This is a genomic window from Streptomyces sp. NPDC126510, assembly GCF_040302345.1.
Lineage (GTDB): Bacteria > Actinomycetota > Actinomycetes > Streptomycetales > Streptomycetaceae > Streptomyces.
In genome coordinates this window covers 207,651-226,614 of the sequence record NZ_JBEORR010000005.1, presented here as the reverse complement: position 1 = coordinate 226,614, position 18,964 = coordinate 207,651, and the positions used below count along the sequence as shown (strand labels likewise).

The window sequence follows — 18,964 nt, the reverse complement described above, 5'->3', positions numbered from 1 at the left end:
GGCCAGAGGCCGGGTCCGGCCGTCGCGTCCCCGCGTGTGCCGCTCGGGAGCCGGACCCGGCCTTCCCTCTGACGCGTACGCCACCGCACCGTCGCCTTTCGTTTTGCGGAACCTTTGCCCGTGGGCCGGGCGTTGGACGGGTGTGCGCGCGTGAGCGGGTGCGCCAGGTGATGCCGACTAGTACCGAGGTGACGTCAATGGCAGTGTGGGACCGGCTCAAGGACCAGGCCAAGGCCCTCCAGCAGGGTCAGGGGGCGCGGGGTGCGACGACCGGTGGGCACAGCGGTGGGACGAGGCCCGGCGGTGGCGGCAAGGCCCAGTTGGTCGGCCTGCTGAAGACACAGCTCGGTTCGCTGAAGAACGAGTTGAAGAGCGGCGCGTACCGGGACGCGAGCATGGCGATGTGCGCCCTGGTCGCGGCGGCCGACGGACGCGTGGACCCGGCCGAGCGCCAGCAGGTCGAGTCCATGATCCTCAGCAACGACGTGCTGCAGAACTTCCCGCCCGAGCAGCTCCGGCAGCGGTTCAACAAGCACGTGGACCAGCTGACCGCCAACTTCCAGCTCGGGAAGTCGGAGGCGATGCAGGAGATCGCCAAGGCCGCCAAGAAGCCCACCGAGGCCAGGGCCGTGATTCAGACGGGCATCGTCATCGCCGGGTCCGACGGCGACTTCTCCCAGGCCGAGCAGATGGTCCTGCGCGAGGCCTGCGCGGCCCTGGGGGTGTCCCCGGCCGAGTTCCAGCTCTGATCGGTGAGCGGGGGGCTCCGGTCGCCGTGACGGGAGCCCGCCCCCGCCTGCCGCCGCGGTCAGGGGCACTTCCCGCCCCGCCCCCGCGCCGGGAACCAACGACATAGCAGTGATCGCCGAGGCGACCCGGCGGACCGTCGCGGCCCTGGGGCTCCCGGGGCCGCCGTCGCCGTCTATAACGGGGCCATGATCTATCACGTCGTACCGCGCACCGTCTGGACCACCGCCACCGGCCGGACGTACGTGCCGGCGTCCCTCGCCGAGGAGGGCTTCGTGCACTGCTCCCCGGACGAGGCGACCACGCTGGCCGTCGTCAACGCCTTCTACCGGGACGCGCCCGGACCCCTGCTGGTGCTCGCGCTCGACGAGGCGCGGCTCACCGCCCGGGTCGAGTGGGAGGCGGCGGCCCCCGCCCCGCCGCCCGGCGTCTCCGGTGACGTCCTGTTCCCGCACGTCTTCGGCCCACTCGACCGGGACGCCGTCGACCACGTCCTTCAGGTGCGGTTCGACGAGGAGGGCCGGGCCGCGGAGCTGCGTGCGGCAGGATGACGGGGTGATCGAACAGAAGTCCTCCCCCGCCGACGCTCCGTCCGGCCTGCGCCCCGCCCGGGGAGCGGCCCGCTGCGCCGTCGTGGCCCTCGCCCTCGCCGGAGCCGCCTGGACGGTCCGGGCGGTGTGGCACATCCGGCTCGCCGTCGCGGGCGAGCCGGCGTCCGGCCCGCCCGACCAGGGCGGCGGGGTGCACCGTCCGCTGAACGCCCTGGAGGACTCCTACCACCTGGTCGCCTCGGCGGGCGGCGCCGTCACGGTCGTCTGCGCGATCGTGTTCCTTTCCTGGCTGGACCGGGTGCGCGACAACGCCAAGGCCCTCTCGGGTGAGGCCCCCCGCTACGGCTACGGCTGGCTCTGGCTGGGCTGGATCGTGCCCGTGGCCAACCTGTGGATACCCCGGGGCGTCGTCGCGGACGTCCACCGCTCGGTCTTCCCCGAGCGGCGGCTGCCCGCCGTCGTCAACTGGTGGTGGGGCCTGTGGCTGGCCGGTCTGGCCGGCGGCGTGGGGATCGTCTACGCCGACGACACGGACGAGGTCATCGCCCGTGCCTACCACGGCGTCGCGCCCCTGCTCGCCGCCGACCTGGTGATCGTGGCCGCGGCCGGGGCGGCGGCCCTCATGGTCCACACGCTCACGACGGCACAGCAGGAGCACATCGCCGCCAAGGGCTACTGACCGGCCCGCAGCGGCCGGAACACCGACACGGCGAACGAGGCCGTCACCGACACCGGCGCCCCCAACCGGTCGATGCGGTCGTCCAGTCGAGCTGCGGTGAGGTGATGCGCCGTCGGACTCATGCCCACCAGGCCGGTGACGTCCTCGGCCGTGAGGCTCATGGCGTACTCCAGCGGCTCGGTGCGATCGAGCCGGAAGCGGGCGTCCAGGGACCGGCGCAGGCGCTCCTCCTTCCGCGGGTCGACCGCCAGCAACCCGACCGGCTCGTGCAGTTCACGCAGATGCCGGCCGGTGGGCGTGACCACGAGCAGCGCTCCGTCCGGGCCCAGGACGCGGTGGAACTCGGGCCCGTTGCGGGGCGCGAAGACGTTGAGCACGAGGTCGGCGGTGCCGGTGCGCACGGGCCACGGCTGCCACACGTCCCAGCAGGCGGCCTCGGCACGGGCGTGCGCGCGGGCCGCGGCGCGCAGGGCGGGAACGGAGCTGTCCAGCCCCAGACCCAGCGCCCGGGGCAGGGCGTCCAGGACCGCGGCGAGGTAGTGGCCGGTGCCCGCCCCGGCGTCCAGCACGGTGGCGTCGGGCGGGGCCGCTTCCGAGGCCAGGCGTGCGAGGGTGCGGGCGAGCGGTCCGTAGTGCCCGGCGCCCAGGAACGCGGCGCGGCTGCGGACCATGGCGGAAGAGTCGGCGCTCGGGGCCCGCCGGTGGCCGGTCAGCAGGCTGACGTATCCCTGGCGGGCGATGTCGAAGGTGTGCCGGCCCGCGCACCGCAGGGCACCGGCGGTGTGTTCGAGGGCGGCCGGGCACAGCGGGCAGGTCAGGACGGACAGAAGACGATCGGAAGGCAAGGCATGCTCCTCGGAACGCGGTGGCCGCGGCGGGGCGGCCCATCGCGTGCGGGCGGCGGACGGTGGGGCGTCGGCGCACGCCGGCCGGCCACCGTGGACCGGCGGCAGGGGGGCGGGCACGCGGAGGACGCGACGTGACCGATCCACGTCGCCGTCCTCACCGCGGCGTCAGAGGAAGCAGTGCGGCAGAGCGTTGCATGCAAGTGCCATGCGGCCAGGCTACCCGGGGCCGCCGAACGTCATGACGAGCCGTGGTGCGCCCTGCCCACCCCTGCCGCCGGCCCCCTGAACTTCGGCGGTTATCGTCCGCTCGTGAGCGAACTGTCGGCTGTGTACCTGCCGGAAGCGACCACCGGACGGCTGCTGGGATCGTGGCAGCCGGACGTGCCCGCTTTGCTGCTCGTCGCCGTGCTGGGCGGGCTCTACGGCTGGGGTGTCGTCCGGGTGCGAGGGCGGGGCGGAGCCTGGCCGCCCGCGCGGTCCGCCGCGTTCGTGCTGCTCGGTCTGGGCGCGATCGTCGTGGCCACGATGTCCGGTCTGGCCGTGTACGACCGTGAACTGTTCTGGCCGGCCGCCGTGCAGAACGTCGGCCTGGACCTGCTCGCGCCACTGGGTCTGGCCCTGGGCGACCCGCTGCGGCTCGCGGTGGAGGCGCTGCCGGAGCGCGGTGCGGCCCGGCTGCGGCGGGTGCTGACCGGCAGGCCGGTCAGGCTGCTGACGTTCCCCCTCGTCAGCACGGCGCTGGTGCTGACCACCGAACTGACCCTCTACTTCACGCCGTACTTCGCCACCGCGCTGCGTGTGGGCTGGCTGCACGAGCTGATGTATCTCCATCTGCTGGCGGCCGGCTGCCTGTTCGTCCTGCCGGTGCTCTCCCGCGAGCAGGCCCTGCCCGCCTGGTGCACCCACCCGGTCCGGGCGGCCCTGGTCTTCCTGGACGGGGTCGTCGACGCGGTCCCGGGACTGGTGGTCATGACGCACGGCACCCTGATCGCGGGCGCCTGGTACCTGCACCACGCACCGCCCTGGTCCCCCGACGTGCTCCACGACCAGCAGCTCGGCGGCGGCGCCATGCTGGGCATCGCCGAACTGGTCGCGGTCCCCTTCCTGCTGGCGGTCCTCGCCCAGTGGGTGCGGGCCGAGCGCGCCCGGACGGCCGTACTGGACCGGCGTCTCGACAGCGAACTCGTGTCCGCGGCCGCCACGGAGGGGCCTGCCGAACTGGTCCGGCCCTGGTGGGAGACCGAAGCGGGCGAGGTGGCGGAGCGGATGCGGCGGCAGCGGCCGGGTGACTGACCCGGCACCGTGCCGGTGCCGGTCAGCGGCTCTCCCGCACCGCCTCCCGGCCCGTGCCCGACCGCGCCGCCGACGGGACGGGGCGGATCGAGGTGGGGGTGGCCGACGGGGCCCGGGACGCCTCCGTCCGGCCGGTCGCCTCCTCGGGGGCGGCCGTGCCGGGCCTGGTCGTGCGGGGGCCGCCGGTGCCCGGGGACGAGGGCCGGGAGCGGGAAGCGGACGGGGACGGCACGGGGGTGGGGGGCGCCGCGTCCGTGCTGGGCGCCGGCCTCGTGGTGGGCGGGGCCATCGGGATCGTCGGGGTCGGGGGGTGCTCGGCCGCGGTGTGGCGCAGGGGGAGCGCGATGAGGGCCGCCGCGACGCAGCACAGGCCCGCCCCGGCCGCGCCGCGCAGCAGGCGGCGACGGGCCGCACGGCGGCGGATCGTCTCGTACTGGCCGGCGGGGGCACCCAGGTAGTCGGGGGAGGAGGGGCGCAGGATCACGGCGAGCGGGTCGTCGGGGGCGTACTCCGGGTCGCCCGGATCGCCGTCAAGACGTGTGGTCAAGGCTTCTCCTCAGGTGGACGCGGAGCAGTTCCCGGGCCGCGTGCAGATCGGCCTTGACGGTGCCTTCCTTGCGCCCGGTCAGCGCGGACACCTCCCGGATCGGCATGTCAGCGTAGTAGTGGAGGAGGATCGGGACGCGCAGTCGTTCCGGCAGCGACTGTACGAGCAGCCGCACGGACGGGTCGGTCTGCTCCTCGGGCGGGCGCACGGCGGCTTCCGAGGTGACACGGTGCAGGGCCCGGCGCTCGCGCTCCAGCTTGCGCCAGTGGTCCCGGACCAGGTTGGCCGCGGTGACGTAGAGGAACCCGCGCGGTTCCGCCACGGACGTCCAGCGGGCCCAGAGCCGGGTGAACGCCTCCGAGGCGATCTCGTGGGCCGTTCCGTCGTCGTCGACGAGCCGGCGGCACCAGCCGGCGAGGCGCGGGTAGAGGGCGGCGAACAGCTCGGACGCTGCCTTCTCGCGGGACCGTTTCAACGCTCTCCAGAGGTGGGGGAGTTCGCGCCGCTCAACGCCGCGAACACGATCACGTTGTCCGCGTAGCCGTCTCCGGTCCGCGCCCCGCCGCACGTGATCAGCCGCAGCTCGGGGCGGTCCACGTTCCCGTAGACGTCGTCCGCCGGGAAGTCGGTTTTCGGGACGGTCCGTATGGCCGTGACGGCGAACTGGGCCGTCGTGCCGTTCTCCAGGCGCGCCTCGATCCGGTCGCCCCGGTGCAGCCGGGCGAGGTGACGGAAGACGCCGTCACCGTACGGGCCGACCGTGACATGGCCGAGGAGCACCGACGGGCCGGTCTGGCCGGGGGTCGGCGAGTGCCGGTACCAGCCCGCCCGGTCGTGGTCCGTGACCGGCGGCACCCGCACCGTGCCGTCGGCCGCCAGGCCGAGCCGGATGACCGGGGTGTCGACGCCGATCGCCGGGATCAGGAGCCGGACCGGGACCGAACGGGCCAGGGGGTGCGCCCTGTCGGACGGCGCCGGCCGAGCGGTGGCGCTCGGCCGGCGCGCGGCGGCGTCGTGACCGGCAGTGCCGTGACCGGCGGTGTCGGGGCCGGTGGTTCCGTGGCCGGTGGCTTCGGGGCCGGTGGTTCCTTGGCCGCCGCACGCCGTCAGCAGGGACGCCAGCGCCCCGGCCGCGAACGCGCGCCTGGAGAACGGGCTCACGCCCCGGTCGCCCGGCGGCGGCGCACGACGAAGACGGTGCCGCCGCCCAGGGCGAGCACCGCGGCGGCGCCCGCGCCGATGGCCGTGCCGCCCGCCCCCGAGTCCTGGGACGCCGTCACACCGGTGTCGGGCGCGCCGCTCGGCCGGACGGAGACCTGGCCGTCGGCGGGCGCCCGGGTGGGCTCGCCCTCGGCCGGCGCCCGGGTCGGCTCGGGCGTCCGGGTCGGTTCGGCCGCCCGGGTCGGTTCGGCGCTCTCCTTGGGCTGGGTGGTGGGCGAGGCGGCCGACGGGACGGGGCTCGGGGTCGTCGCCCCGTCCGCGAACGCGGGCCCCGTGCCCAGCAGTACGGCGGTGCCCGCGAGGGCCAGGGCGCTGAGGACAGTTCGGCGCATGGAATCGCACTCCTTCGTCGTCCGCCCGACGGTCGGCGGGCTGGGGACAGATCGTGCGGAGAGACGAGGCGGCGGCAGGTCGGGTTGTAAAGAGATGGCAAAGTCGTCGCGGTGGCTCCGAAAAACTCGGCTGCGCACGGGAGTCGGGGCCGCTAGCATCCGACGCGATGACGACTCACTCCATGAACAGATTGGGGGACCCGTCCGCGCAAGGTGAGTGCTGATGCTCACCGACCTCGCGAACGGGGACTTCCCGCTTTCCTTCTGGCCGCGCGTGCGCGAGTTCGCCGTGCCGCCCTCCATGATCGAGACCGCGACAGCGCGCCGCCGTGCCGGCGACTGGGCCGGTGCCTGCGCCGCCGCGAACATCGACGTCGACCTCCGGCCCCGTCTCCTCGCGCGGCGCCACGGCAGTGCGTTCGCCGCCCTGCTCCGCGCCGACCTCCGCCACCTCGCGCCCGACCTGCTGCGCTGGCACATGCCCAGGATCGCCCCCGACGGGCTGCTGCGGCCCGGCCTGACCCTCACCCTGGCCCGGTACGGCACGGGCACGGAGGCGCTGCACCTCGTGGCGCGGACGCCGCCTGCCTGGGCGAACGCCGGGCAGCGGATCAGCCTCGCCCTGTGGGACGCCTCCAGCAGGCACGAGAGAGACCGGCGGCATCCGCACCCCCGGCCCAGCCGGCGCTTCCGGCTCGACCTGCACCGCCACCTGTGGGACGCGCGCCGGGCAGGTGAGCTGCGGGCACGTTCCGGCGACGGCGGGTCCGGCCCTGAAGTCGCCGGACCGCTGCTTGCCGGGCACCTGCCTGCCGGGCCTCTGCCCGACGGGAAGCGGTGCGCCGTCGACCGGTGGGCGGCCGAGGCCGCGATCCTGCTGCGGGCCGAGGGCCGGTCCGACGGCAGGGTCGGCGTACGGCTCGGGGCACGGCACCGCGTCGTCCTGAACATGTCCGACGAAGGCGAGCAGACCGCCCTGTCGTACGCGCGGGCCCCCGACTCCTCGCTGCCCGTGCTGCCCGACGCGGCGACCTGGGTGCTGCCCGACCTCGAACTGCTGCGGGCCGGTGCGATCGACGCCGGGCGCCTGCATCCGCTCGTCGCCTCGGCGTTGGGGGCGCAGCGCTCCGGCACCTCCCGGGTGCCGGAGCGGGCGGGTGATCCACGGGTGGTGGAATGCCGGGGCGCCCGGCACCGGATCGGCCTGGTCGACGGTGTCCTGGCCGCCCTCGACCACGACCCGGCCGAGGTCCGGCGGGAGGAACTGCTCGCCGCCTTCGGCGGGCCGCCGCTGCCCTGTCTGCGGGCCGTCGACGACGCACACCGCCGGCCCGAGTGCCTTCCCGGCGTCCGCGAACGCCTCCACCACGGCGACACCGCCGGGGCGCTCGCCGCGGTCGAGCGGCTGCTCGGCCCCGAGGCGGTGCTGCGCGAGGGCCCGCTGCGGGACGTGCTGGAGACGGCCGCGCGGCGGCGCATCGCCCACGGGCTGTTCCGGGCGGGACTCGAGGGTCCCCCGCCCGGCAGCCTGCGCCCCTGGGACCGCCGCCGCTCCCGCGACGACGGCCCGCACCCACGCCACATGTGACGCGGCCCCGGTCCGACCCGACCCGACCGGGGTCAACCGCTGTGCCCCCGACTGCGTTTCATACCACCGAGACGGCCCACCACCGGCAACTGGTGATCACACATGCGTACTCACACCTCGCCCCTGCCCGGCACCGCCGACCAGCTCGACGTGGCCGGCGATCTGCTGGCCCTGCTGCGGGACACCACGACCGAACCGCGCCCCGACACCCAACTGGAAGCCCTCACCCTGGCCGTGGCCGCCGACCTGCCCGTGCTGCTGTGGGGCGAGCCGGGCATCGGCAAGACCGCGGCCCTGACCCAGCTCGCCACGGCCCTGGACCTGCCCCTGACCACGGTGATCGCCAGCGTGCACGAGCCGTCCGACTTCTCCGGGCTGCCGATCGTCGGCGACGACCCGGCCGAGCAGGGCGTGCCGCTGGCCCCGCCGGACTGGGCCGTACGCCTGGTGCGGGCCGGGCGGGGGCTGCTGTTCCTCGACGAACTGTCCACCGCGCCGCCCGCCGTGCAGGCCGCCCTGCTCCGGCTCGTGCTGGAGCGGCGGATCGGCGCGCTGCGGCTGCCGCCGGGCGTGCGGATCGTGGCCGCCGCCAATCCGCGCTCCTCGGCCGCCGACGGCTGGGAACTGAGCCCGCCGCTCGCCAACCGCTTCGTCCACCTGCAGTGGACGCACGACACCGACGTCGTCGTCCGCGGCCTCGGCGGGATCTGGCCGCGGGCGACCCTGCCCCGGCTCGACCCGGGGAAGCTGCCGGAGGCCGTGGAGTTCGCCCGCCGTGCGGTGTGCGGGCTGCTGGCCGCCCGTCCCGCACTCGCACACCGGCTGCCCAGCGGCGAGGTGCGCCGGGGCGGGCCCTGGCCGTCGCCGCGCAGCTGGGAGATGACGCTGCATCTGATCGCCTTCGCGACCGCGGCCGGCTCCTCCCGTGACGTCCTCTCCCTGCTGGTCAGGGGCACGGTCGGGGACGGCCCCGGCCTCGAACTGCTGGCGAGTCTGGACCGGATGGACCTCCCGGACCCCGAGACGCTGCTGGCCGACCCGGCCGGTGCGGTGCTGCCCGAACGCGGGGATCTGCGGCAGGCCGCGCTGGACGGGGTCGTGGCGGCGGTACGCAACCGCCCGGAGCGGACCCGCTGGGACGCCGCCTGGGCGCTCCTGGTCAAGGCCCTGGAGACCGGCCCCCCGGACGTCGTGGTCGTCCCCGCGACCACCCTCGCCGCCCTGCGCCGCGACGACTGGGACGTCCCGGCGACGATCGAGCGCCTGGCCGGAGTGGTGACCCTGTCCAGGAGGGCGGACCGGGCCACGGCCGCGGTCGCGGCTGCGGCGAAGGCGGGCCGGTGAAGGTGAAGACGAACAGCGGTGGGCGCGACTCGGGCGAGGGCGGGCGGGTGACGACGAGCGGCGGCGGTCGCGGTTGCGGCGACGGCGGGTCGGTTAAGGCGGGCGGCGACGGCGGGTCGGTGACGGCGGGCGGACCCGGAACCGCCGCCCCCGAGCGCGAGCCCGTGCCCGGGGCCACCCCCGGGACCGCCCGCGAGACCACCCCCGGGGTCGTCCGCGAGATCACCCCCGGGGCCGCCTCCGGGGCCGTCCGCGAGACGGTCTCCGGGACCGCCTCCGGGACCCTCGACCGGGACAAGCTGTTCACGGCCCGGCTGCACGCCGCCCGCGTCCGCCCCTACCTGGCGACCGCCCTCTTCGCCCTGCATGTCGTCGAGTCGCGGCGCGTGCCCACCATGGCCGTCGACCGGTACTGGCGGTGCTACGTGTCGCCGGGGTTCGTCGACCGAACGCCCGTCGAGGAGCTGGCGGGCGTGTGGGTGCACGAGGTGTCGCACCTGCTGCGCGACCACCACGGGCGCAGCGACCGGGTCGCCAAGGAGCGGGGTCTGCACGGCCCGGGGGAGCGGCTGCGGATGAACATCGCCGCGGACTTCGAGATCAACGACGACGTCTACGGCGACGGCCTGGCCCGCCCCGAGGACGTCGTCGAACCGGGCGACATCGGCTTGGCCGAGGGCGAGTTGATGGAGGAGTACCTGCGGCAGTTCGCCGTGGGCCCGAGGATGCAGGACCTGGCCTGGCTGGACTGCGGCAGCGGCGCCGACGGCCTGGACCGGGAGTGGGAGCTGGGCCCGGACGGGGCGCACGGCCTGAGTGAGCAGGAGCGGGACGCGGTCCGCTTCCGGGTCGCGCAAGGCATCACCGGCCGCCCCGGCAGGGCCCCGAAGAGCTGGCGGCGCTGGGCCGAGGAGGCCTTCCACCCGCCCCAGCCCTGGCGGGAGCTGCTGGGCGCGGCGGTCCGCTCGGCGGCGTCCGGCCCCGGCGCGGGCGAGGACTACACCTACGGCCGCCCCGCCCGGCGCTCCACCGCCCTGCCCGGCACGGTGCTGCCCAGCCTGCGCCGCCGCCCGCCCCGCGTGTCGGTCGTCATCGACACCTCCGGCTCGGTCAGCGACGCCGAACTGGGCAGCGCGCTCCTGGAGGTCGCCGCGATCGCCCGGGCCGTGGGCGGCCGTCGCGACCTGGTCACGGTCGTGCCCTGTGACGCCTCGGCCGGGTTCGCCCGCCGCCTGTGCCGTGAGGAGGGCATCCCGCTCACGGGCGGCGGCGGCACGGACCTGCGGGCCGGCTTCACGCGCGCCCTGCGCACCCGCCCGTCCCCCGACGTCGTCGTGGTCCTCACCGACGGCCAGACCCCCTGGCCGGACACCCGGCCCCCGTGCCGCACGGTGATCGGCCTCTTCCCGCGCCAGTACGCGAGTCACGCCTACGACGAGTCCAGCCCCGAGTACGTCCCGGACTCACCCCCCGCGTGGGCCCGGGTCGTGGACATCGGCTCCTGAACGCCCTACGGCCGGTGCAGCAGCCCCCGTTCCATCGCCACCACCACCGCCCGCGTCCGGTCGTTGACGTCGAGCTTGGCGAACAGGCGGAGCAGATGCGTCTTCACCGTGGCCTCGGCGATGACGAGGCGGCGGCCGATCTCGGCGTTGGTGAGGCCGTCCGCGACCGCGTTCAGCACGTCCGATTCGCGGGCCGTGAGGGGGATGTGGGCGGGCTGGCGCATCCTGGCGACCAGGCGCTCGGCGACCCGGGGCGCCAGCACCGTCTCCCCGCGGGCCGCCGCGTGGATCGCGTCGGCCAGTTGCTCACGGGTGGTGTCCTTCAGGAGGTAGCCGATCGCCCCGGCCTCCACCGCACGCTCGATCTCCGCGTCCGTGTCGTACGTGGTCAGGATCAGCACCCGGGTGCGGGGGAAACGCGCCACGATCTCGGTGGTCGTGGCCACGCCGTCCAGTACGGGCATGCGCAGGTCGACCAGGGCGACATCGGGTTGGTGGCGTGCGACGAGGTCGAGGGCGGCGCGGCCGTCGCCCGCCTCGCCGACGATCTCGATGCCGGTCCCGGAGGCGAGGAGGGCGACCACCCCGGCGCGCATGACGGTGTGGTCGTCCACGACGACGATGCGCAGCGGTCCGTCCGTCATGCCGTCGCCCCCAGCGGTATCAGTGCCAGCACTCGTGTCCCGTCCCCCACCGAACTCGTCACCGTCAGCCGCCCGCCCAGTTCCGCCAGTCGCTTGCGCATGCCGTCCAGACCGAAGCCCGACGACTCCTCCACGAGGAACCCCGTTCCGTCGTCGGTGATTTCGAGCTCCACCCCGTACGGCTGCCGGGCCAGGACCACGCCGACCGTGGAGGCCCGGGCGTGCTTGCGGACGTTGGCCAGGGACTCCTGGGTGCAGCGCAGCAGTGCGATCCGGGTCTGCTGGTCGCACTCCAGGTTTTCCAGTTCGGCGTCGACGGTGAGGCCGGTGTCCTCGGCGAAGCGGGCAAGGGTGCGGCGGAGGGTCTGGGCCACCGAACCGGCCGCGACCTGGCCCGGACCACGGCCCGACCCGACCAGCTCCCGTGCCTCGGCGAGGTTCTCCCGTGCGGTGGACTCGATCGACCGCAACTGCCGGCCACTCCGGGCCGGATCAATGTCGAGCCCCGTCCGGGCGGCCTCGGCGAGCACGATGATCGAGGCGAAGCCCTGCGCGAGCGTGTCGTGGATGTCCCGCGCCATCCGCTCCCGCTCGTCCGCCGCGCCCTGACGCTGGTGGGCCTCGGTCAACTCGGCCTGTGCCTCCTCCAGTTCGGCGAGCAGCCGGGCCCGTTCGGCGCTCTGTGCGACCACCGAGTGCGCCCATAGCCCGATCAGCGCCCCCACGGCGACGACGAGCAGCGTGGACACGAGCGTCTCGGTGAAGAACTCCACCGTCCAGCCGTCGTCCCGCAGCACGCTCCCGGCCAGGGTCGCGGCCGCGGCGAGCCCCAGGAACACCATCGCGGCCCTCGGCGTCCGCCCGAACATCCAGTAGTGCGGCAGTGTCACCATGAACAGGGCCGCGTAGTTGCCGCGCAGATACGCCAGCCCGCCCAGCGCCACCACCAGCACCGACAGGTACACGTGCGGCCGTACGACGGGGTTGGCCGGGAAGCGGTCGATGACCCCGTAGCACAGCACCACGCCACCGAGCAGCACCAGCGCCAGGCACTTGCTCCCGCCGGGCCGGTTCATGGCGACCAACCCGACGGCCATCAGGGCGAACAGCAGCCAGCACACCGCGTTCCAGCGGCGCAGTGAGACGGCCCAGAGGGTGTCGGCGGTGGACCCGGCGAGAGCGGTCATACCGGTCAACGTACGTCGACCGCCGGGCGGGAGGGGCGTCTTTTCTCCGGAACGGACGCCGTCCGCCGTGCCGCCCGCGAGGGCCACCAGCTCGCCTCGCCCAGCAGCAGCATCGCCGCCGGCAGCACCATGACGCGCACCACGAACGCGTCGATCAGCACGGCCGCCGCCAGGACGAAGCCGATCTGCTTCATCTCGATGATGTGCAGGAAGACGAAGCTGGCGAACACGGTCGTCATCACGACCGCTGCGCTGGTCACCACGCTCGCCGAGGACCGGATGCCGTCCAGTACCGCCCGCCGCGTGGGCACCCCGGCGAGTGCGGCCTCGCGGATCCGGCTCACCACGAACACCTGGTAGTCCATCGACAGACCGAAGAGGATCACGAAGAGGAACAGCGGCACCCTGGAACCGATCGACCCGGTGGAGTCGAAGCCCAGCAGGCCCTCGGCCCAGGTCCCTTGGAAGACCAGTACCAGCAGCCCGAGCGCCGCCGCCGCGGACAGCAGGTTCAGGGCGACGCCGAGCAGTCCGAGGACCACCGAGCGGAAGGCGTACACCGTCATCCCGAACGTCACCAGCAGCAACGCGCCCAGCACCAGCGGCAGTTTGTCGTTCTGATGGGCGGGATAGTCGGCGTAGCGGGCCACGTCCCCGCTCACGCCGTACTCGGCGCCGGCGATACGGCCGACGGTGGCGGGCAGGAAGTCGTCCCGGAGCCGGTCGAGGGAGTCGTGCGCCTCGTCGGAGTTGCCGAGGTACGGCACCTTCAGTTCGAGGGTGCTGGTGCGGTCGTCGGCGGAGGTCCGCAGGCGCGACGCCCCGGTGAACAGCGGGTCGGCCTTCGCCCGCCGGACGACCTCAACCAGAGCGGCGGTCACCTCCGCCGACCGCGTGGCCTCGGCCCGCACCACGACCTGATGGGTCACCCGCTGCTCGGGGAACTCCTCGTTGAGCCGGTCGTACACCTGCATCGCGGGGATGTCCCGGGAGTGCGTATCCCGGCTCATCTCGGTGATCTTCAGCCCGGTCAGCGGTACGGCCAGGGCCAGCAGCGCCAGGACCGACACGCACAGGGTGGCCAGGGGATGCCGGGCGGCGGGCCGCAGCAGCACGGTCCAGACCCGGCTGCCACCGCCCTCGCCCCGCACCCGGCGGGCGGGCTTGCCCCGCTCCGCCCGCCGCAGCGCCCGGCGTTCCGCCCGCTGTCCCAGCTTCACCAGCAGCGCGGGCAGAGCGGTCAGCGAACTGGCCACCGCGACCAGCACGACCACGATGGTGCCGGTCGCGAGGGAGGAGAAGATCACGTCGGCGGCCAGGTACAGCGTCGCCGTGGAGGCGACCACCGCGAGGCCGGAGACCACCACCGCTCGTCCCGAGGTTGCGGCGGCCAGCTCGACCAGGGCCTCGGAGGAGAGCCGGCCGCCGGAGCGGGCCCGTTCCTCTCGTTCGCGCTTGAGATAGAAGAGCGTGTAGTCGACGCCGACCGCGAGGCCGATCATCAGGATGACGTTGGTGCCCACCCCGGCGTCGGGCGACACGTGCGAGACGACCATCGACAGGCCCACCGCGGCTGCGATCGACGACAGCGCCAGCAGCAACGGCACCCAGGCCATGGTCACCGACCCGAACACCACCAGCAGGGTGAGCAGGGTGACGGGCAGGGTGATCGCCTCGGACAGAGCCAGATCGTCACTGCGCTGCTTGTCGACTCCCTTGCTGACGGAAGGACTCCCGGTCTCCTCCAGCAGCAGCCCGGGGTGGCTCTTCTGCACCGCCGCGGTCTGCGCCAGCAGCGCGTCGACCTTGTCCTTGGCGTCCCGCTCCTCACCTTTCAGGGCCACCTCGACCATGAGGATCCGCCGGTCGTCGGAGAGCAACGGCTCGGCGACGTTCGCCACTTCCGGCAGTCGCCGCATCCGGTCGGTGAGATCCTTCGCGGCGGCCCGGGCGGTGCCCTGGTCCAGGGCACCGCCCGAACGGGAGGAGATCAGCACCTGTTCGGCTGACCTGCGCTCCAGATGCGCCTCGGCCGCCAGGGTCTCGGCCCGGCCGGCCTCACCGACCCGGTAGTCCGCCGTCTTCGCACTGTTCACGCCGACAGCGCTGCCGGCCCCCAGACACAGCACCACGAACACCAGCCAGCCGACGATCGCCCGCCAGGGATGTCGCGCACTCCAGCGCGCCACGCGCACAGACAATGAATTCATGCCCAAAAGCCTTGCCGAGCACGACAGTGGCCGGACAGAGGTACTCGGTTGAACCTGCCGTCCACCGGTCGGATGACCCCTGCCCTGGGGAAAACCCCCGACCCCCTGGCTCGGGCTCAGCCCGGCTTCAGCACGACCGCCTGACCGCCCGCCGGAGCCATCGCCACGTCGAGGGTGTCGGCGGCGGTGACGGTCCGGGTGCTCACCACGACCGGCGTCCGGAACGGGCTCGCGCCCGGGGTGCCGTCGGCGTACACGGTCGCCGTGTAGGTGCCGCTGCCGAGGAAGGACAACGGCAGCGCGAGGGTCCTGGACGACTCGTTCGTCATCGCGCCCAGGTACCAGTCGGAGCCCGCGCGCCGGGCGACGGCGACGTACTCGCCGATCGCACCTGCCAGGGTGCGGCTCTCGTCCCAGGTGACCGGGACGGCGTTGAACCAGGGCAGGCCGGGCCAGTTGGCCGGGTTGCTGTACTTGGACGGTTTGTCGTACCAGAACAGGAAGTCGAGGGGCTGGTAGTACACCGCGGCCATCGCCATCTGGTGGGCGTCGGTCGTCTTGTCGCGGGACTGGCCGTAGCAGATGGTGTAGTCCATCGGGCCGCCGATGTTGCGGGCGAAGGGCAGCGTCACGTTGTGCGTGGCGGTCGGGAACTGCTCGTTGCCGCGCACGCCCTCCAGGCTGATCCAGTTCGGGTAGGTGCGCTCGTAGCCGAACGGCCGGACGTCGTCGTGCATGTCGATCAGCAGCTCGTACCGGGCGGCCGTCTTCGCCCAGTCGATGATCTGGTTGGTCATCGACTGCGTGCCGTCGTTGATGAACCCGAGCTTGATGCCCCGCACACCCCAGCTCTTGTAGAGGCCGAACAGGGAGTCCGCGTCGGTCAGGGCGAGCCGGTTGACGTAGAGGAAGACGCCGATGCCCTGGTCCGCCGCGTACGACAGGACGGCGGGGAGGTCGATCGCGGCGATCGGCTTCGTGGCGTCCGGGGTCGTGAACTCCGGTCCGTACCAGCCGGCGTCGTACTCGATGTACTCAAGGCCCCGGGCCACGGCGAAGTCGATGCCCTGGAGGCCGGCGGCGGTGCTGAGCTCGCAGCGGAAGACCTTGCCGGGCTTGATCCAGGAGGTGTCGGAAAGGGCGTTCGGCGGGGCGAGGTTGAGGACCAGCTCGGCGTTGTCGACGAGTTCGGCGTGGGTGGTGCCGACGACCACCACGCGCCAGGGGGTGGTGAAGGGCGTGGCGACGGTCGTGGTGGTCGACACGGGGCCGGTGCCGCGGGCGGTGTGCTCCATGAGGAAGGCGGAGAGGGCGTTCGGCTCGCCGGGGACCGAACTCAGCATCATGCGCGGGTAGTCGACCCGTGACGACTCGCAGACACAGGCGATGAGGCCGCCCGGGAGCGTGGCGGTCAGGGGGAGGTCGGTGAGGGGCCCGCTGTCCGTCGTCGCGGTGCCCGTGACCGGTATGGAGTCCGGCGCCACCGGCACATAGGCGTCCTCGTCGCGGGCGCTGTAGACGGTGGTGCCGCCGGGGAAACCGAACGTCGTCAGCTCGTCGGCGACGGTGGCGGTGCCCTCGCCGGGGAGGACGTAGCGCAGGGCGACACCGCTCTTGTAGGCGCGGGCCTGCACGCCGAACCGGATGCCGGTGGCCCGGTCCCTCAGGTCCCAGCACTGTTCCCGGTAGTGGTCGGTGACGGTCGCGTTGCGGCCGTAGACCGGGGTCCAGGTGGTGCGGCGGGTGCGGTGCCGCTCCCCGGTCACCCGCACGTCACCGCCGAGGACCGTGCCGTCGGCGAGCCTGAGACCGAGGGCCGACGTGCCGAGCACCTCCCGGCCGTCGCGTCGGACGGACCAGTGGAGCGCTCCGTCGACCAGCGACAGGGTGAGGGAGGTTCCGCCCATGCGGGCGGTCACCTGCTCCGGGCGGCCCGGCCGGCTGCCGGCGTCCGTGGAATCCGGGGGATCCGCGGCGGCGTACACGGGGTGGGCGGCGGTGAGGCCCGTCGCGGCCAGCCCGGCGGTGAGCGCCGCTCCCTTCAGCACCACCCGGCGCGACCCCGGCCCGGCGGACGGCTCTTCCCGTTCTCCCGAAGCTCTCATCGTGAGGGACCTTCCCGTGCAGTAATGAGGTAGTAACCGTTTTCCACCGGTGGCGAGTGCAGTTGTACGCGCAGCCGCCGAGGCGGGTCAATACCCGGAACTCCCGGAGTTCCCGGAGTGCCGCGGCGGCCGGCCGATTGCGCTCCGGGCCTCACAACCCGAAGAGCTCCGCCGCGTTGTCGTGGCACACCGCCCGCAGCCACTCCTCGCCGAGGCCCAGCCGCTCCAGTGAGTCCAGCTGGTGCAGGTACGGATAGGGGATGTTGGGGAAGTCGGAACCGAACAGAACACGGTCGCCGACGCCGGCCAGCCGGGGCAGGACCCGGCGCGGGAGCGGCGCGAGCGCCTCGGTGAAGTCGGTGAACGCCATCGTCGTGTCCAGCCGCACCTCCCCGTACCGCTCGGCGAGGTCGAGGAACTCCTCGTACTCGGGCATCCCCATGTGCGCGACGATCAGCCTCAGCCGCGGGTGCTCCGCCAGCACCCGCGCGATCGGCCCGGGGCCGGTGTGCTTGCCGGGGGCGGGTCCGGAACCGCAGTGGATCACCACGGGGACCCCGGCCTCGGCCAGCAGCCCCCAGGCCGGCCGGAGGAGGTCGTCGGCCGGGTCGTACGCCCCCACCTGCACATGCGCCTTGAAGACCCGCGCGCCCGCGGCGACGGCTTCCCGGACGTACGCCTCGACGCCCGGCTCGGGGAAGAGGGTGGCGGTGTGCAGGCAGTCGGGGGTGAGGCTCGCGAAGTCGGCCGCCCAGCCGTTCAGCCAGCGGGCCATGCCGGGCTTGTGCGGATAGAGCATCGAGGTGAAGGCCCGCACGCCGAACCCCCGGAGGATCTGGGCCCGTTCGGCCTCCGCCTCCCGGTAGGTGATGGGCCACTCCAGCCCGCCGGTGAGCGGCCCGAGGGAGTCGAAGTACTCCCAGACCTTGCGCAGGACCCGCTCGGGCATGAAGTGCGTGTGCACGTCGACGAGGCCGGGGAGCCCGAGCCGCCCCCAGAAGCGGCGTACGGCGTCGGACTCGGCAGCGTGATCATTCATGGTGCCCACGATCGGGTGGGGCGGGGCGGCGGGGCCAGTGCCGTGCGCGAGGGATCCGTGAGGGATCGGTCACGCCCGCGGTCTGCCCACATGCCCGGGCGCGGCCCCTTCAGGCCGTCCGGCACCGGTCCGTGGCCGCCAGCACCGCCGCCGTCGTGGAGGCCCCCGACAGGCCGTGTCCCTCGTCGCCGATCAGGACGAGCTCGGCGTCCGGCCACACCCGGGCCAGCCGCCAGGCGACGTCCACGGGGCCGCTGATGTCCATCCGGCCGTGGATCATCACGCCCGGGATGCCGGCCAGTCTCCCGGCGTCGCGCAGCAGCGCCCCGTCCTCCAGGAACGCGGCGTGCCGCCAGTAGTGCGTGACGAGGCGGGCGAAGCGCATGCGGAAGCGCGGGTCGTCGTAGCGGGGGTCGGGCCGGTGCCCGGGCAGGGTGGAGACGTGCACGTCCTCCCACCGGCACCACTCGAGCGCGGCCCGCTCCCGAACGGCCGGGTCGGGGCCGGCGAGCATCCGGGCATAGGCATCGGCCAGATTCCCCTCGCGCTCCGCCTCCGGTACGGCGTCCCGGAAGCGGGCCCACTCCTCGGGGAAGATCCGCCCCATGTCCCGGGTGACCCACTCCACCTCGCGGCGCGTGGTGTTGGTGACGCTGAAGAGGACCAGCTCGGAGACGGATTCCGGGTGCCGCTCGGCGTAGGCCAGTGCGAGGGTCACGCCCCAGGAGCCGCCGAGGACGAGCCACTCTCCGATGCCGAGGTGCTGTCGCAACTGCTCGATGTCGGCGATCAGATGGCGCGTGGTGTTGGCGGCGAGCGAGGTCCGCGGATCGGCGGCGTCGGGCGTACTGCGTCCGCACCCGCGCTGGTCGAGGAGCACGATGCGGTACACCGCCGGGTCGAACAGCCGGCGCCAGAACGGCCCCGCCCCGGACCCCGGCCCGCCGTGCAGCACGACAGCGGGCTTGCCCGCGGGGTTCCCGCAGGCCTCCCAGTACACGCGGTTGCCGTCACCGACGTCGAGCATGCCGTGCGCGTACGGCTCGATGCCGGCGGGATAGAGCTCGGTCATGCCGGAGTTCCCCTCTCGCCTTCGTACACGCGTGACGGGGAGCGAGGGGCGG

The 18,964-nt window shown here is 73.8% G+C and carries 18 protein-coding genes; 7 read left to right on the top strand and 11 right to left on the bottom strand.

Annotated elements, in window-relative coordinates:
- Nucleotides 1-197: 197 nt before the first annotated feature.
- From ABTX60_RS08750 to ABTX60_RS08740, 3 genes are all read left to right on the top strand, one after another.
- Complete coding sequence (locus tag ABTX60_RS08750; protein ID WP_352096356.1) at nucleotides 198-749, top strand: tellurite resistance TerB family protein; 552 nt, start codon at nucleotides 198-200, stop codon at nucleotides 747-749.
- 186 nt (nucleotides 750-935) lie between these two features.
- Complete coding sequence (locus tag ABTX60_RS08745; RefSeq protein WP_352096355.1) at nucleotides 936-1,298, top strand: DUF952 domain-containing protein; 363 nt, start codon at nucleotides 936-938, stop codon at nucleotides 1,296-1,298.
- Nucleotides 1,299-1,302: 4 nt separating this feature from the next.
- Nucleotides 1,303-1,977, top strand: a complete 675-nt coding sequence (locus ABTX60_RS08740) for a DUF4328 domain-containing protein (RefSeq protein WP_352096354.1) — start codon at nucleotides 1,303-1,305, stop codon at nucleotides 1,975-1,977.
- Here the strand turns inward: ABTX60_RS08740 and ABTX60_RS08735 are convergent.
- Entirely contained in the window at nucleotides 1,971-2,822 is an 852-nt protein-coding gene (locus ABTX60_RS08735; RefSeq protein ID WP_352096353.1) for a putative RNA methyltransferase, read from the bottom strand. The two genes, ABTX60_RS08740 and ABTX60_RS08735, sit on opposite strands and share 7 nt — an antisense overlap.
- 312 nt (nucleotides 2,823-3,134) lie before the next feature.
- On the opposite strand from ABTX60_RS08735, the gene ABTX60_RS08730 reads away from it, so the two are divergent.
- Entirely contained in the window at nucleotides 3,135-4,118 is a 984-nt protein-coding gene (locus ABTX60_RS08730; RefSeq protein ID WP_502992293.1) for a cytochrome c oxidase assembly protein, read from the top strand.
- A gap of 22 nt (nucleotides 4,119-4,140) precedes the next feature.
- Here the strand turns inward: ABTX60_RS08730 and ABTX60_RS08725 are convergent, their stop codons facing one another.
- The 4 genes from ABTX60_RS08725 to ABTX60_RS08710 are packed head-to-tail and all read right to left on the bottom strand — an operon-like array spanning nucleotide 4,141 to nucleotide 6,218.
- Nucleotides 4,141-4,665 carry a hypothetical protein gene (locus ABTX60_RS08725; protein WP_352096352.1) on the bottom strand — a complete coding sequence of 175 codons (525 nt, stop codon included), beginning with the start codon at nucleotides 4,663-4,665 and terminating at the stop codon, nucleotides 4,141-4,143.
- Nucleotides 4,649-5,140 carry an RNA polymerase sigma factor gene (locus ABTX60_RS08720; protein WP_352096351.1) on the bottom strand — a complete coding sequence of 164 codons (492 nt, stop codon included), beginning with the start codon at nucleotides 5,138-5,140 and terminating at the stop codon, nucleotides 4,649-4,651. The genes ABTX60_RS08725 and ABTX60_RS08720 overlap by 17 nt, the downstream gene beginning before the upstream one ends.
- On the bottom strand, nucleotides 5,137-5,826 hold the full coding sequence (locus ABTX60_RS08715) for a class F sortase (protein ID WP_352096350.1): 690 nt from the start codon (nucleotides 5,824-5,826) through the stop codon (nucleotides 5,137-5,139). The genes ABTX60_RS08720 and ABTX60_RS08715 overlap by 4 nt, the downstream gene beginning before the upstream one ends.
- Nucleotides 5,823-6,218 (bottom strand): sortase-dependent protein, encoded by a 396-nt coding sequence (locus tag ABTX60_RS08710; RefSeq protein ID WP_352096349.1) that lies wholly within the window; start codon nucleotides 6,216-6,218, stop codon nucleotides 5,823-5,825. The genes ABTX60_RS08715 and ABTX60_RS08710 overlap by 4 nt, the downstream gene beginning before the upstream one ends.
- Nucleotides 6,219-6,441: 223 nt before the next feature.
- On the opposite strand from ABTX60_RS08710, the gene ABTX60_RS08705 reads away from it, so the two are divergent.
- The 3 genes from ABTX60_RS08705 (at nucleotide 6,442) to ABTX60_RS08695 (ending at nucleotide 10,655) form a co-directional block, all read left to right on the top strand.
- Nucleotides 6,442-7,806 (top strand): hypothetical protein, encoded by a 1,365-nt coding sequence (locus ABTX60_RS08705; RefSeq protein WP_352096348.1) that lies wholly within the window; start codon nucleotides 6,442-6,444, stop codon nucleotides 7,804-7,806.
- A 102-nt stretch (nucleotides 7,807-7,908) separates the two neighbouring features.
- Entirely contained in the window at nucleotides 7,909-9,150 is a 1,242-nt protein-coding gene (locus tag ABTX60_RS08700; protein WP_352096347.1) for an AAA family ATPase, read from the top strand.
- 299 nt (nucleotides 9,151-9,449) lie between these two features.
- Nucleotides 9,450-10,655, top strand: a complete 1,206-nt coding sequence (locus tag ABTX60_RS08695; RefSeq protein ID WP_352096475.1) for a vWA domain-containing protein — start codon at nucleotides 9,450-9,452, stop codon at nucleotides 10,653-10,655.
- A 5-nt stretch (nucleotides 10,656-10,660) separates the two neighbouring features.
- On the opposite strand, the gene ABTX60_RS08690 is transcribed toward ABTX60_RS08695, so the two are convergent.
- The 6 genes from ABTX60_RS08690 to pip all read right to left on the bottom strand — a co-directional run bounded on the left by ABTX60_RS08690 (nucleotide 10,661) and on the right by pip (nucleotide 18,912).
- Entirely contained in the window at nucleotides 10,661-11,299 is a 639-nt protein-coding gene (locus ABTX60_RS08690; protein ID WP_352096346.1) for a response regulator, read from the bottom strand.
- Nucleotides 11,296-12,486, bottom strand: coding sequence for a sensor histidine kinase (locus ABTX60_RS08685; protein ID WP_352096345.1), 1,191 nt, complete (start codon nucleotides 12,484-12,486; stop codon nucleotides 11,296-11,298). Before ABTX60_RS08685 ends, ABTX60_RS08690 begins: the two co-directional genes overlap by 4 nt.
- A gap of 5 nt (nucleotides 12,487-12,491) precedes the next feature.
- Nucleotides 12,492-14,696: an MMPL family transporter gene (locus tag ABTX60_RS08680; protein WP_352096344.1), complete on the bottom strand. Its 2,205-nt coding sequence runs from the start codon at nucleotides 14,694-14,696 to the stop codon at nucleotides 12,492-12,494.
- Between the two features lie 116 nt (nucleotides 14,697-14,812).
- Nucleotides 14,813-16,801 carry a glycoside hydrolase family 97 protein gene (locus tag ABTX60_RS08675; protein ID WP_352096343.1) on the bottom strand — a complete coding sequence of 663 codons (1,989 nt, stop codon included), beginning with the start codon at nucleotides 16,799-16,801 and terminating at the stop codon, nucleotides 14,813-14,815.
- A gap of 151 nt (nucleotides 16,802-16,952) precedes the next feature.
- A complete protein-coding gene (locus tag ABTX60_RS08670) occupies nucleotides 16,953-17,840 on the bottom strand; it encodes an amidohydrolase family protein (protein WP_352096342.1) in 888 nt (295 codons plus the stop codon).
- A 109-nt stretch (nucleotides 17,841-17,949) separates the two neighbouring features.
- Nucleotides 17,950-18,912, bottom strand: a complete 963-nt coding sequence (pip, locus tag ABTX60_RS08665) for a prolyl aminopeptidase (RefSeq protein WP_352096341.1) — start codon at nucleotides 18,910-18,912, stop codon at nucleotides 17,950-17,952.
- Nucleotides 18,913-18,964 lie beyond the last annotated feature (52 nt).

Bases quoted from the DNA above. Each gene is read 5' to 3' on its own strand.
- ABTX60_RS08750 (WP_352096356.1), top strand. From the start codon at position 198: ATGGCAGTGTGGGACCGGCTCAAGGACCAGGCCAAGGCCCTCCAGCAG.
- ABTX60_RS08745 (WP_352096355.1), top strand. From the start codon at position 936: ATGATCTATCACGTCGTACCGCGCACCGTCTGGACCACCGCCACCGGC.
- ABTX60_RS08710 (WP_352096349.1), bottom strand. From the start codon at position 6,218: ATGCGCCGAACTGTCCTCAGCGCCCTGGCCCTCGCGGGCACCGCCGTA.
- ABTX60_RS08705 (WP_352096348.1), top strand. From the start codon at position 6,442: ATGCTCACCGACCTCGCGAACGGGGACTTCCCGCTTTCCTTCTGGCCG.
- ABTX60_RS08700 (WP_352096347.1), top strand. From the start codon at position 7,909: ATGCGTACTCACACCTCGCCCCTGCCCGGCACCGCCGACCAGCTCGAC.
- ABTX60_RS08690 (WP_352096346.1), bottom strand. From the start codon at position 11,299: ATGACGGACGGACCGCTGCGCATCGTCGTCGTGGACGACCACACCGTC.
- ABTX60_RS08685 (WP_352096345.1), bottom strand. From the start codon at position 12,486: ATGACCGCTCTCGCCGGGTCCACCGCCGACACCCTCTGGGCCGTCTCA.
- ABTX60_RS08680 (WP_352096344.1), bottom strand. From the start codon at position 14,696: ATGAATTCATTGTCTGTGCGCGTGGCGCGCTGGAGTGCGCGACATCCC.
- ABTX60_RS08675 (WP_352096343.1), bottom strand. From the start codon at position 16,801: ATGAGAGCTTCGGGAGAACGGGAAGAGCCGTCCGCCGGGCCGGGGTCG.
- ABTX60_RS08670 (WP_352096342.1), bottom strand. From the start codon at position 17,840: ATGAATGATCACGCTGCCGAGTCCGACGCCGTACGCCGCTTCTGGGGG.
- pip (WP_352096341.1), bottom strand. From the start codon at position 18,912: ATGACCGAGCTCTATCCCGCCGGCATCGAGCCGTACGCGCACGGCATG.